General features: G+C 34.3%; 19 protein-coding genes. All 19 read left to right on the top strand.

Features of this window, described 5'->3' with window-relative positions:
• Positions 1-323 precede the first annotated feature (323 nt).
• Entirely contained in the window at positions 324-782 is a 459-nt protein-coding gene (locus tag K1X44_07505) for a hypothetical protein (GenBank protein ID MBX7147138.1), read from the top strand.
• Positions 783-827: 45 nt separating this feature from the next.
• Positions 828-1,037: a hypothetical protein gene (locus K1X44_07500; protein MBX7147137.1), complete on the top strand. Its 210-nt coding sequence runs from the start codon at positions 828-830 to the stop codon at positions 1,035-1,037.
• Positions 1,038-1,071: 34 nt separating this feature from the next.
• A complete protein-coding gene (locus K1X44_07495; protein MBX7147136.1) occupies positions 1,072-2,565 on the top strand; it encodes a head-tail connector protein in 1,494 nt (497 codons plus the stop codon).
• A gap of 20 nt (positions 2,566-2,585) precedes the next feature.
• A complete protein-coding gene (locus K1X44_07490) occupies positions 2,586-2,849 on the top strand; it encodes a hypothetical protein (protein MBX7147135.1) in 264 nt (87 codons plus the stop codon).
• Between the two features lie 19 nt (positions 2,850-2,868).
• Complete coding sequence (locus tag K1X44_07485) at positions 2,869-3,705, top strand: hypothetical protein (protein ID MBX7147134.1); 837 nt, start codon at positions 2,869-2,871, stop codon at positions 3,703-3,705.
• A gap of 145 nt (positions 3,706-3,850) precedes the next feature.
• Positions 3,851-4,711, top strand: a complete 861-nt coding sequence (locus K1X44_07480) for a hypothetical protein (GenBank protein MBX7147133.1) — start codon at positions 3,851-3,853, stop codon at positions 4,709-4,711.
• Positions 4,712-4,719: 8 nt separating this feature from the next.
• Positions 4,720-5,145, top strand: a complete 426-nt coding sequence (locus tag K1X44_07475) for a hypothetical protein (GenBank protein ID MBX7147132.1) — start codon at positions 4,720-4,722, stop codon at positions 5,143-5,145.
• Between the two features lie 63 nt (positions 5,146-5,208).
• Positions 5,209-5,781, top strand: coding sequence for a hypothetical protein (locus tag K1X44_07470; protein MBX7147131.1), 573 nt, complete (start codon positions 5,209-5,211; stop codon positions 5,779-5,781).
• A 1-nt stretch (position 5,782) separates the two neighbouring features.
• Positions 5,783-7,831 carry a hypothetical protein gene (locus K1X44_07465; GenBank protein ID MBX7147130.1) on the top strand — a complete coding sequence of 683 codons (2,049 nt, stop codon included), beginning with the start codon at positions 5,783-5,785 and terminating at the stop codon, positions 7,829-7,831.
• Entirely contained in the window at positions 7,832-8,263 is a 432-nt protein-coding gene (locus K1X44_07460) for a hypothetical protein (GenBank protein MBX7147129.1), read from the top strand. It begins immediately after the preceding gene.
• Between the two features lie 31 nt (positions 8,264-8,294).
• Positions 8,295-8,987, top strand: a complete 693-nt coding sequence (locus tag K1X44_07455) for a hypothetical protein (protein ID MBX7147128.1) — start codon at positions 8,295-8,297, stop codon at positions 8,985-8,987.
• Between the two features lie 15 nt (positions 8,988-9,002).
• Entirely contained in the window at positions 9,003-9,416 is a 414-nt protein-coding gene (locus tag K1X44_07450) for a hypothetical protein (protein MBX7147127.1), read from the top strand.
• Between the two features lie 114 nt (positions 9,417-9,530).
• Complete coding sequence (locus K1X44_07445; protein MBX7147126.1) at positions 9,531-9,866, top strand: hypothetical protein; 336 nt, start codon at positions 9,531-9,533, stop codon at positions 9,864-9,866.
• Between the two features lie 274 nt (positions 9,867-10,140).
• A complete protein-coding gene (locus K1X44_07440; GenBank protein ID MBX7147125.1) occupies positions 10,141-10,413 on the top strand; it encodes a hypothetical protein in 273 nt (90 codons plus the stop codon).
• A gap of 448 nt (positions 10,414-10,861) precedes the next feature.
• Complete coding sequence (locus K1X44_07435) at positions 10,862-11,164, top strand: hypothetical protein (protein MBX7147124.1); 303 nt, start codon at positions 10,862-10,864, stop codon at positions 11,162-11,164.
• Between the two features lie 293 nt (positions 11,165-11,457).
• Positions 11,458-11,724, top strand: a complete 267-nt coding sequence (locus K1X44_07430) for a hypothetical protein (protein MBX7147123.1) — start codon at positions 11,458-11,460, stop codon at positions 11,722-11,724.
• 185 nt (positions 11,725-11,909) lie between these two features.
• A complete protein-coding gene (locus tag K1X44_07425; GenBank protein MBX7147122.1) occupies positions 11,910-12,248 on the top strand; it encodes a hypothetical protein in 339 nt (112 codons plus the stop codon).
• A 423-nt stretch (positions 12,249-12,671) separates the two neighbouring features.
• Positions 12,672-12,884, top strand: coding sequence for a cold-shock protein (locus K1X44_07420; protein MBX7147121.1), 213 nt, complete (start codon positions 12,672-12,674; stop codon positions 12,882-12,884).
• A 96-nt stretch (positions 12,885-12,980) separates the two neighbouring features.
• The coding region (locus K1X44_07415; protein MBX7147120.1) for a DEAD/DEAH box helicase at positions 12,981-14,078 on the top strand (1,098 nt) is incomplete at its 3' end.

Below are 14,078 nucleotides of genomic sequence, written 5' to 3'. Positions count from 1 at the left end.
CCGGATCAGCAGTGCGATCCAATTTAATACCGGATCAGCAGTGCGATCCAATTTAATACCGGATCAGCAGTGCGATCCAATTTAATACCGGATCAGCAGTGCGATCCAATTTAATACCGGATCAGCAGTGCGATCCAATTTAATACCGGATCAGCAATGTGATCCAATAAAATTTTAGACTTAAGCTGATAAAAATTATAATTATGCATTTTTTTCTTGACATATAGAAAAAAATAGGATATAAAGGTGCATAATGAATATAAGTGTACCCGCTGTTAATTTAACAGCGGGTTTTTTTATGTCTTTATTGTTGAAGGTGACTGATGAACATTAAACCATTAACGTTGGAAGGGGTACAAAAAGTTGCCTCTAATTTACGCGTTCAAGACCAGGTAGAAATTTATGCAACCCGGTGGTCGGATGACCCCAAAATTCTAGCTGAAGAAGCATTATCTTATACAAATTATGGGTATTTAGTTAGTGATAAAGACCATCCTGTTGCAGCGATGGGATTATTAGAAATGTGGCCGCATGTTTGGTCAGCCTGGATGTTTGCGACACCCGAATGGGCAAATATTTCCTTTGATTTAACAGCGTATCTTAAAAAAACTTTGCCTTATTATTTTAAAATTTATCAAGCCCATAGGATCCAATGTCATTCTTGGATAGGACATAAGAAAGCGCACAGATGGTTAGAATATCTTGGTGCACAGCCAGAAAATATAATCTCCTATTTTGGAAAGAATAAAGAAGATTTTATAACATATGCTTGGATTCTTTAATCTAACATAAAAAGATAATAATAGCATTTTAGTGAGGATAAAATTATGTGTTCAATTCCTTTTAAACCTAAAAAAGAAAAAATGATACCACCCCCAACTTTACCAAGTCAGGATATGGCTGAAATCCAAATGGCCGAAGAAGAAGAAAGAAAAAGGGCAAGATTGGCCAAGGGACGTGCTACAACGTTATTAATTGGCGGCGATGGGGATACAACTTCTGCGCCATCATATATTAAAAAATTATTAGGCCAATAATAATAAAATTATATTAATTTATAGGATTGATCCAATGGATTCATCAGAAATTGTGCTTGAATTTATCAAGCGGCAAGAAATTATGTCTGCCGAACGTTCGGGTTTGGAACGTCAATGGCGCCAGATATCTGAATATATTTTACCTCAACGTGGGGATTTTAAAGAAGAATACCAGCAGCCTTTACCCTATTCAGAAAAGGTTTTTGATGGGACGGCAGGTTTGGCTGCCTATAATCTGGCGTCAGGTTTGTGGAGTATGATGACCAATTCTGCAACAGAATGGTTTAATTTACAATGTCACAATCATGAAATGAATGATCAGCCCATTATTCGTTTATGGCTTGATCATGCTACAAACATTATGCGTCAAGGTTTTGCTGCCCAAGGTGGAAAATTTTATAGTAGAATTTTAGATCTTTATTTAGATTTGGTTTGTTTTGGGACCGCCATATTTTATGTAGAACAAAATTCTAAGAGGTCCGGCATTCATTATTCATGTCGTCATTTATCCGAATGTTTTATTGCTGAAAATTATTGTGGTGAAGTTGATACCATCATTCGCAAATTCTCTCTGACAGCAAGACAAGCCTATCAATTATGGAATGAGCGTTGTCATTATAAAATTATCAAAGCACTTGATCGTTATCCCGAACAAAAATTCAATTTTCTCCATGTTGTTGTTCCTTGTGATGAAATGCCCAAAGATTTATTGGATCATAAAGATAAAAAATTTTCCAGTTTTTATATTGATATTGGCCATAAAAATATTCTTTCTGTGGGTAGCTATTTTGAATTTCCCTACATGGTTCCAAGATGGTCAACAAGACCAGGCCATGTTTATGGGGATAGTCCTGCGATGTTAGCCATGGCAGATGTAAAAATGTTGAATACGATGTGTAAAACAACAATCACAAGTGCCCAGAAAATGGTGGATCCGCCTTTATTGGCTGTGGATGAAATGGCAGTTCGTGGTATCAGGACAACGCCTGGGGGTATCATTTACGGTGGACTTAATGCCAATGGCCAAAGACTTTATGAACCTTTGTCAACGCAAGGTAATATTGGATTAGGTTTTGAAATTGAAGAACAGCGGCGGCAAGCTATTAAAGAAATTTTCTTTTCTTCGCTCATGCAAATGGTACAACAACCAAATTTAACTGCAACAGAAATATTAATTAAACAAGAAGAAAAATTGCGGTTGATGGCTCCCCATCTTGGAAGATTGCAAACTGAATTTTTGGATCCTTTGATTGATAGGCAATTTGCCCTTATGGCGCGATCTGGGTGTTTTCCACCATTACCAGAGGAAATGGGACCAAATCCTATCATGAAAATAGATTATGTATCACCTTTGGCACGTGTTCAAAAGAATGCCGAAGGTATGGCTATCTTACGATCGGTTGAAGCTTTATTGCCCATGGCCAATTATGATCCATCAGTTTTATCCATTGTGGATCCTTATGCTTATGGCCGTTCGATTGTTGATGCGTTTGGTGCCCCACAAAAAATATTACGAATGAATTTATAATAATAGAAAGGATTAAAAGAATGAAGAAAACGATTCATTGGTACGATTTATATTCATCAGAAAATATACAAAAAGTAAAAGTTGCATATAAAAATAAATTAGATCCCTCGCATCAAGAAAGCCAATTAATTCTCAATGATCTTGCTGCCTATTGCCGCGTTCATCGCACAAGTTTTATTCCCAATGATCCATATCAAACAGCTTTTAATGAAGGAGCGCGTGATGTTTTTCTTCATATTTATGACATGTTAAATTTTGATATCACCCAAAATTTTAATCAATAAAATTAAGAAAGGTTTATTTATGCAAGTAACAGAAAATATACCCCAAGATCAAGGTATGATCCAATCTCCACCCAATAACCAAAAAAACAATTGGGTTGATCATTTGGATGAACTGGCCAAAAATATGGTACATAAAAAAGGGTATAAAACCCCTAATGATTTAGCCAAAGCTTATCTCCATGCAGAAAAACTTTTGGGTGGAGAGAAAATTTCATTACCAGGAAAAAATGCGAATGCCCAGGATTGGGATTATGTGTGGCAGCGTCTTGGACGACCAGAAAATATAGAAGGATATCAATTTAATGTACCTTCTGATTTTCCTCTTTATGACCAAGATTTTGCTAAATGGTATAAAGAAAAAGCATATCAAGCTGGATTGACTAAAAAGCAAGCAAGCTTGCTTCATGATGCATTTGTTGATTATACAATACATAGTCAAAATAATCATAAAATAACGGAGCAAATAAAACGGCAAGAATTAGAAGAAACATTACATCAAGAATGGAATAAAGATTATGACGTTAATCTTCAAATCGCAAGACAAGCAGCAAAAATTTTTGTTGATGATCAGGGTGTTTTAGACATGTTAGAAAATACATTGGGAGGTCCAGCCATGGTTAAATTTTTTTATAAAATTGGTCAAACAATGCAAGAAGATTTTTTAAAAGGTCCTAAGGGATCATTGTCAAAATCTTATTCACCGCAAATGGCTGAAGCCGAAATTACAAGATTAAAAGGTGATCCTGATTTTAATCGTAAATGGATGGATAAATATCACCCTGAACATCAACAAACTATTCAACAGATGACGGAATTGCATCGTCTTGCCCATAATCATCCGTTGGATATCAAATAAATTACACTAAAAATTTCTAACTTAAGAGGGCACAGAGAATATATACTTTCCTCTTATATAATAAAACCTGGCAAATTGCCAATTAAGGGCCTGTTTTTAACAGATACCTCTTAAAAATTAATATTGTTTTTTTAAGGAGAATAATATGAGTTTTCAAGTGGATACCGCCTTTGTAAAAAATTATAGCAGTACCCTTTACCATCTTGTGCAACAAAAAGGATCAAGATTACGTACAGCTGTACGGCAAGAAATTTTAAATGGCGAAGAAAATTATTTTGATCAAATTGGATCAACCGATGCTTTAGAAAAATTAGCAAGACATGGGGACAGTCCAGCTATTTCTATTCCCCATACCAGACGCCGGGTTTTTCAGCGTGATTTTGAATGGGGTGATTTGATTGATAAAAATGATAAAATTAGATTATTAATTGATCCTGCATCATCTTATCTTCAATCAGCTATGTGGTCTTTGGGTCGAAGAATAGATGATGTGTTAATTGATGCTGCTTTGGGCACAGCCTATACCGGTAAAAATGGTACAATATCGGTACCTTTACCCTTAACCCAAAAAATCCCTGTTAATGCATCTGGACTTACCTTACAAAAACTTTTTGATGCTAAAGAAAGATTAGATGCAGCAGATGTTGATCCAGATGAACCCCGTTATATAGCGGTTACTGCTAAACAAATTACCAATCTTTTAAACACGACAGAGGTAAAATCATCCGATTATAACACAGTCCGCGCCCTGGTTCAGGGTCAAATAGATAGTTATATGGGATTTAAATTTATCACAACCCAACGTTTGGCCAAAGATATTAATGGAGACCGCCAAATTATTGCATGGGCGCAAAATGGATTACTTCTGGCGATAGGTCAAGATATCCAAGGCCAGGTTGCATCAAGACCGGATAAAAGTTTTTCTACCTATGTTTATGCCTGTTTATCATGTGGGGCAACACGTATGGAAGAACAAAAAATTATCGAAATAGCTTGTAAAGAATAGAGGTAAAAATGACAAATTTTTATGGGTTACAAATGGCTAAAATACGTACGTCAAATCCACCCCTTTTACCTGATGTAGCAGATGTTGGGGGAAGGGTTCGCTGTTTTAATGAAAAAATATTTTTAAATGGACAAGCCGTTAATGATACGATCGAAATAGCCAAATTACCGAAAGGATCTAGAATTCATTACGGTATTTTGAATGCAGATACAAATTTAGGGTCAGCAACCTTAGCCATTGGTATTGCAGGTAATAGCACCAAATATAGATCGGCGCTTACACTTCCTTCATCAAATACACCTATATTTTTTGGCACTACATCTGCAGTTGGGGAAGGTCTTCTAACTGAAGAAATTGTTTTATTAACAATAGGGGGTGCAACTTTACCCTCTATGGGCTTACTGCGTGCGCAAATTTTTTACACGATAGATTAATAAACGTACAAAGGGGGATATTTAATATCCCCTTTATTCAACAATTTATATGGATATAGGATTATGGACGCTATTGTAACTTTATGCAATCGGGCTTTGGACCTTATTGGGGCTGATCCGATTATGTCACTTGATGATGAAAATAAATCTGCGCGGTTATGTAAAAGGAATTATCCAATTAGCAGGGATTTAGTTTTAAGATCTTATCCTTGGAATTGTGCTATGCAACGGACCTTCCTGCCTGCACTATCTATAGCACCCTTATGGGGATATAAAAAATCATTTCCCTTACCTGTGGGGCCAGAACCTCTTTACTGTATACGGTTATATAAAGTTATATCAGATCAAGATTATAAATTAGAAAATGGTTGTATTTTAAGTAATGACCAGGCACCTCTGCCTATTCTTTATATTGGAAGAATTCTAAATCCTCTTGATTTTGATCCTTTATTGGCCGAAGCGATTGCGTTACGCCTTGCAATTTATTTGGCCAGTAATTTGGTCGAAAGCTCACCTAAAATAGAATTAATCCGCGGATATTTCAGAGAAATAATAGCCGAGGCTAGAATAATTGATGCCCAAGAAAATAGTGCGGAAGATTTAACAATCACATCTTGGTTAGAAAGCAGATATTAACATGGTGCATCTTTATCCAGTTCTAACGACATTTAATAGTGGGGAATGGTCACCTATTTTGCATGGACGAATTGATCTGCCTAAATATCAAAATGCGTGTAAAACTTTGCTTAATTTTATTCCTTTACCTCAAGGGGCTGCAACCCGAAGGCCAGGCACCCATTTTGTTGCTGAAACAAAAAATAATAAAAAAGTAAAATTAATTCCTTTTGAATATTCGACAAGCCAGGCTTATATCATTGAAGCAGGGGATCAATATTTCCGTTTTTATAAGGATCGTGGGCGGATTGAAGATCCACCTGGCTTACCTATAGAAATTGTGACACCTTTTAGGGAAGAAGATTTAAAAGATTTAAAATGGGTTCAATCTGCCGATGTTTTATATCTGTGTCATCCTTTATATGCCCCTCGTAAACTCAGCAGATATAGTCATATAAAATGGTCTTTAGATGAAATTAAATTTAAAGATGGGCCATATCTTGATGATAATATAACCCTAACGACATTAACGATTAATGGGACAACGGGTAATATTACCATTACAGCCAGTGCAGCTTTATGGTCCGCGGATGATATAGGACGATTGGTACGTATACGTTTCCATACAAGTAATGTTTTAGTGTGGGGCAGCGCTAAAATTATATCATATGTAAATTCAACAATGGTGAATGCTGTTGTTGATCCTGATTTCCCTTTTTCCCAAACAGGGGGAACAACGAAATGGAAATTAGGGGCATGGTCTGATAGTTTGGGCTGGCCTTCATGCGTTACTTTTTATGAAGAACGTTTGTTTTTTGCCCATAGCAAAAGCCAACCCCAAACAATATGGGCATCAGTATCGGGGGATTATGAACGCTTTTCACCCACATCTAATGGGAGTGTCAGTTTACAAGAAAGTGCCCAAATTTTATCAGATAGTAGTTTGGTGTTCACAATTTCAGACGATAGGGTTAATGCCATAAGATGGATGAGTGCGGGTAAAACTTTGGCCATTGGTACATCTGGGGGTGAATTTAATGTTCAAACGTCCACCTTGAATGAAGCTTTAACACCTAACAACATTACGATAAGACGTGAAGGAACAATAGGGTCATCAAACCATATGGCCATTAGAATTAACCAAGCGGTTCTTTATATTCAAAGGGCCGGGCGTAAACTTTATGAAATGGCCTATAATTTCGAAGCAGATTCTTATATTTCACCAGAAATGACCATTATGGCACGGCATTTAACCCAAAAAGGTATGGTTGAAATGACCTATCAACAAGAACCTTGGTCTATTTTATGGGTTATTATATCTGATGGTACGCTATTGGGTTTTACCTATATGCGGGATCAGGAAGTTATAGGATGGCACCAACATATCTTAGGAGGTGTTGGATCAAAAATTTTATCTCTTTCTACTATTTCTGGGTTAAATCAGGACGAATTGTGGTTGGTTGTGGAACGCACAATTAACAACCAAATTAAACATTTTATAGAATATTTGGGAAATGAATTTAACCCCAAAGATGAAAATGATAAAAATGAATGTTGTTTTATGGATTCTGCTCTCTTTTATGAAGGAAGGGCAATTCAAAAAGTAACAGGTATTGATCATTTAAAAGGTGAACGGGTCGATATCTTATGTGATGGTGCTGTCCATCCCGAAAGGATAGTTGATGGGAATGGTGAAATCACTTTAGATTATCCTGCTCAAAAAATTTATGTGGGGTTAGGGTATAAAAGTTTATTAGAAACTTTGGATTTTAATTTTGGTTTCCCCTTGAGCAGTACAGTTGGAAAAACAAAAAAAATTAATCAGCTTTATATTAACTTTCTATCAACCCTTGGGGGTAAAATTGGTTTTGATCAGACATCAATGGATGAAATCGTTTTAAGAAAAATGACAATGCCTATGGATAAAAGCCCACCTTTATTTTCCGGCATAAAAACAATTTTGTTTCCCAAAGGTTGGGATAAAGAGAGCAGATTAATTATAAGCCAAGATCAACCTTTACCTATGACAATTTTATCCATTGTCTCTGACATATCTTTAATGGAGAAATAAATGTGTGATGTAATGACAGCATTAGCAGCAGGTGGTGCTTTGACTGGTTTGGCTGGTACAGTCCATCGCCAAGTCACAGAAAATTCTACGCTTAAATCGCAAGCTAAAAATTTAAAACAACAGGCATCACTTGAACAGCAACGCGCTTTATATGAAGAACAACAAAGAAAGAATTTAACAGTCCAAAAACTTTCACAAGATAAGGTATCAAGTAATTATCGGGGGCTTACGTTAACAGGTACAGCTTTAGATACACTTTCTGATCAAGCAAGATATTTGGCTTTAGATAATGCTTATCAAAATTATGGAAATAAAATAATGACAAATAATCTTCTTAATCAAAGTAGATTAAAATATATACAAGCAGAAAGGCAGCGCCAATACGGATCTTTGATGACAGCTGGTAAATTTTTATCCGGATTTGATTTTTAATCAATAATTCAACTTTTAAAAAGGTGAAATCATGACATTGCATACTTTATTATGCCGGGTGACTTATATGGGTGATGATGTAACAGAAAATTTTGCGATACCTTTTATTTTTTTTGATAGTCAAGAATTGTTGGTTATTAAAAGAGATTTAAAAACAGGTTTTGAGCAATCCCAAAAAATACATGTGGATTATGAGGTAAAAGGTGGGTCTGGAAAGATAGGTACGGTTATTGCATTTGACCCACCTAAAACTGGGGTCAGTTGGACAATTATACGCAAAACATCACCCAAGCAACCGGTTGATTATGTATCAAATGATTTGTTTCCTGCAGAAACACATGAACAAGCATTAGATCGATTAACAGCTATGATTCAAGAAATTTATGAAACGTTAGATCGATGTTTAACTTTGCCTTTTTCCTCTGTCTATAAAAATGTTCAATTGCCTGAACCAGGGGCTGGAAAATATTGGCGCTGGAATATGACGGGGACTAATCTTGAGGCTGTTGATCTAGCCAATAAAGGATTAATTGGACTACCTCTTTCAATAAATGAAGGTGGGACAGGTGCAAATACCGCTGATCTTGCATGGCGTAATCTTGGTCAATTTGCCTCATCAGAAGACATAAGTAAGGGCCGTGATGCTGTTAAAGTTGCCACACCTTTATCTTTGGTTCGGCAAACACGTGTACTTAAAAACCTATCTAATAAATTTTTTCGTTAATTAAGGAGAATTAAAATGGTTGCAAATCTTGATCCTATTTTTATTAAAACTACCAAAACATCCCAAGCTGTTGCCACATTGGCCAATAATGATGTTGATGATAATCCTGTTGGGACAGTTTTATTAACCACATCCGGTAATGAAGGGTCAATTGTTACCAATATTACAGCTTTAGCACGCGCAAGCTTGGCCTCATCAATGGCGTGTTATCTTTATCTTTCCAAAGATAATGGGGTAACTCAAAGACTTTTATCCGTAAAATTAATGGCTTCATTTACATTTAGCCCCACGACAGCTCAAATACCAGTAGATTTTGGGTATAGTGAAACTTTACCTTTAAAACTTGAAGCTGGTGATCAAATTTATTGTGGTATCGCAACAGCTTTAGTGGGTGGCGTGGTCTTTACTTGCCAACGCCAGGATTATTAACAGGATTATTAACCAGTTTTTTATATTTTGCTCTTATAATTGTATAATATGCATAGATAATATATTGACCATTTGCTTCTTTAAAAAAGCCAATTAGTGCTGAGGAGGTATCCCATGACTATACAATGGTGCAAAAGTGTTTTTTTTACCTTATTATTGACTATGTTATGTGTGATAATCTTATCAAATGGGCAAGGATTTGCCCAATCTCAACCCACACATGAACGTGAGATCACAAGGGATCAACCTGATCCTGATCGTGATCCAGATCCCCGATCTAATACATTTGCTATAGGACCATGTTTGGTAGCGGTATGTGCACCAGGACAACCACCTGAAGAAACTTCTATACCACCTTCAAATAATGACTCTAGTATATGTGACAGAGCAATTTTACCTGAACAAATGCCTGTATGTGATGAAAGAAGAAGTAGAATTTTTCAAAATTAAATAACTTACTTATATAATGTTTGCTCTCCTAGACTTGGGTGTTATTAGAAATAATGACACTCTTTTTTTATAGTTTGTATAAGCTTTTTTTGGTTCGTAAAATTTGATAGATTTAGTAGGTATTTTTTTAAAAAATACATTTTTTAGAAATTTTATGAAATATTTTTGTAATTCCTATATAAATTAATCATTAATTAATAGTTTTTGTTTATGATGAAATTCATTAAGAAAATAAAAAACAATTTTTAATTAATTTAATGAAGGATATAAAATCATGAATAGTTTATTAAAATCTTTATTACTCTCTCTTGTAGTTATTGCATTTTCTGCATCATCATCTTTTGCTTTTTATAAAGACCCAAATCGCGGTATGGGTGGTGGTGGATCTGAACGTGCTGCTCCTGATAGAGTAAGCAATGCTGAGGGTAATGATGGTAAAGAGGGTGCAGGTTCAAATGGGTTGAACTACAGCACACCTTTTCCTCCTGCTGCAAAAGCTTCTAAGGATAATTGTGATATTATTAATAAAAGCTGTAGTGCAAAATAAGACAAAATATTATAAATATTTTTTAATAAAAAGTGGGTTTTACCCACTTTTTATTTTATAAATCATAAAATGATTATTAGAAGAATATAGTGAATGAGAAGTAGGCAATTTTATTGCTTAATTTCTGTTATTTTTTATTTTGGGCCTTTATAGTAAAGAAGTTTTGGCTAATATTATTGCCAGTACAATAATCCAGTACAACAATTATATCTGTTGTGATTACCCTATTAAAAGGCATATTGTTGCTCCACAAAAAATAATGAGTGATTCTTTTTTTAAGAACAAAATTATATTGTTCGTCTCCGCAAGGAACGTATAAAGAATTTTATTATAAAATTATGAAAAAATAAAAAAAATAATAATTTTAAAATTAATTTATTAAAAAAATATTAAAATAATAATTTTAATTATAAATTTTAATTATTAATTAAATGAAAGGGGTATAAAGATGCAGATATTAAAATCACTTTTATTATCTTTAGTTTTTTTAGGCTTAACAGCTTCTTTGTCTTTTGCGCAAAGTACTGGTGGGGGTATTAAAGTTGGTGTTGGAACAGTTGCCGGGGCCAAAAGTGGAAGTTCTGGGGTTGGCGGCAACGGGGCTTATAGTAAAGATGGTGGAACTACAAAAACTGGTATTAAGCCTGGCCAATATGCTTATGAAACGCCTTTTCCACCTTTGGCAAAAGCAAACTGTGATAGTGCATTATTAGGCAAGGATAAAGGTTGTTCCCAAGATCACACCCAATAAATAAAGCTATTTAATAATCTTTCCCACCATTAGGTTTAAGGTTATAGCTCATTCATTAAAATGATTAAGTTATAACCTTAGATTTTTTAAATATTTTTATAATTTTAAGAATAAATTTTTAAAATTATTTATAATATTTTTCACAAAAATAATTTTATTAACTATTTATTAATAATTATATTTGATAATATCTTTAAATTGTTGATAAAATAATTTTATCAAATCAAAGCCCATAAAATAATTACACAACCTGGTTTTGAAATTTAAATTAACAATTTAAAAGGATAAATTAAATGCAAACATTCATTAAATCACTTATGGTTCTTTTTATTATAGCTGGTGCCGCAAATTCTTTAAACACCTTAGCTTTTGCTCAAAGTGCTCCAAAAAAAGATGTTGTTCGTGATTCTGTAAGAGTAGGTGAAAGTAAAGATAAAAAACCTAATTTTGCTGCTAATGAACCAACTTATAATAAACCATTCCCTTCAATAAAGTCAGCTGGGTGTGATGGTATATTACTTGGTAAAGATAAAAGCTGTGCTCAAGATCATGCACAATAATCTTTTATAAAGATTTGTTTATAAATGGCCTCTTACGAGGCCATTTTTTATTTAGCATTTTTATTAAATTCCCTATGCCCAAAAACTATGATGAATTAGAAAACTATTATTTCATACCTATAAATCTTTATTTTATTATACAGATAATAATAAATTTTATTAATAACAATTTTAGAGGGTATAATATGGATGCATTCAAATTAATTTTACAATCTTTTGTTTTGGCCTTTGTTTTGGTTGGTTTGACAGTTTCACCATCTTTTGCACAAGGTACGGGTGGCCTTAGTGTTAAGACATCATCAGTAAATGTGGGTAATCATAATGGTAATGGACCTAATGGAAGCAAATATAATAAAACAGGCAATGGTTATGTTGGGGGTATTAATGTTAACAATGGTACCACGCCTTTTGGCTCTCCACGACCTAGCCCAATTAAGATAGCAAATACACCATTCCCACCTTTGAAAAATAAATGTGATCCTACACGGGTCGGGCAAGATGTAAATTGTGTCCAAGATCATTAATGATCATTAAATTTTTATGCTTATCAAAACTGACTTATGTACTAAATTTTAATAGGTCAGTTTTGATTTGTTAAAATAAATACTAAAATATCTGGGTATTTTTGGATTCTAAGGATTGCCTATTATATTAGATGTTAAGGCCAATAATCTAATAAATAAGACTATAATTACCTTAAAGATTGACTTTAAAGATAAAATTTATTATATCTGCTTTAAATGAGTTTAATAGGTACTCTTTGATTTTGTTATTTATATAACATAATACACCTTTATAAAAAATATCAGATAATAAAAATATCAGATAATAAGGTGTTTGGATTACATCCCCAGATTTTGGTTGTTTTCTTCATATTGGCAAAGAGTTTACGCTTTATTAATAAGCTAATTGGGCTCTTATATTAACTGCCAATAAAGGAGAATGATATGGCAACTGGTATTGTAAAATGGTTTAACCCAACTAAGGGATATGGTTTTGTTACCCCTGAACAAGGTGGTAGTGATGTGTTTGTTCATGTAAGTGCTTTGGAAAGAGCAGGTTTATCTCATTTAAATGAAGGTCAACGCATCAGTTATGAACTTGCAACGAATAAAGGTAAAACATCAGCCGTAAATTTGAAATTAGTTGCTGCTGCTTAATTAATTTTACCCCGTATTATATTCAAATATATAATATTTTATGAAGTCTTTAAGATATAGATCTTAAAGACTTAAACCGCTTTATAGGATTCTTATATGACAAATTTTGATTTGTTTGCGTTACCGCAACAATTAATGACTTCATTGAAAAAAATGAAGTATGAAACCCCAACCCCTGTACAAGCCGAAGTTATTCCCTTGGCTTTACAAGGTTTAGATATTTTAGCAACGGCCCAAACAGGTACAGGAAAAACTGCAGCCTTTGGTATACCTTTAGTAACTAAAGTTCTTACAACAGAAAAGGGATCATGCCTTGTTCTTACTCCTACCCGTGAATTAGCTGTTCAAGTTATCAATGTTCTTCATCAACTTTTGGGATTTAAAACACCTATTAAAACAGCGCTTTTAATTGGTGGAGAGCCAATGTTTAAACAGTTCCAACAGTTAAAAGCAAACCCACGTATTATTGTAGGCACAGCGGGAAGAATTTATGATCATCTCAATCGCAAGAGTTTAACATTAAAAGATACTAATCTTTTGATTTTAGATGAAATTGATCGGATGCTTGATATGGGTTTTGGTATTCAATTAGATAAAATCTTAAAATATCTTACCAATCAGCATCAAACATTGATGTTTTCGGCGACATTACCCTCTGAAATTCTTAAAATATCAGAAAAATACCTTGTCAATCCTAAAAGAGTTACGATTGGTACGGTTAACAAACCTGTTGATGAAGTTCATCAAGAAATTATTCGTGTTGCTGAATCTGATAAATATGAAAAATTGCTTGGGGAGTTAGATAAACGACAAGGGTCAATTATTGTATTTGTTAAAACTAAATATGCTACAGAACGTCTTGCCCAAAAATTACTGAAGCAAGAACATAATGTTGAAGCTATGCATGGGGATTTGCGTCAGCGGAAAAGGGATAAAGTCATTCATGCTTTCAGACAAAAACGGTACCGTATTATGGTGGCCACTGACATTGCAGCACGGGGTTTGGATATTGCGCATGTTGAACATGTGATCAATTATGATTTGCCTCAGTGCCCAGAAGATTATATCCATCGTATTGGAAGAACAGGACGTGCGGGTGCCCAAGGATCAGCGTTAAGTTTTATTTCCCCTGCGGATAACAAGAAATGGAAAGCAATAAATTTGCTTCTTGATCCTCAATCTTCCCGGACAAAT

The sequence above is a fragment of the Alphaproteobacteria bacterium genome, from assembly GCA_019695395.1.
GTDB lineage: Bacteria > Pseudomonadota > Alphaproteobacteria > JAEUKQ01 > JAIBAD01 > JAIBAD01.
This window is presented reverse-complemented; position numbering and strand designations above follow the sequence as displayed.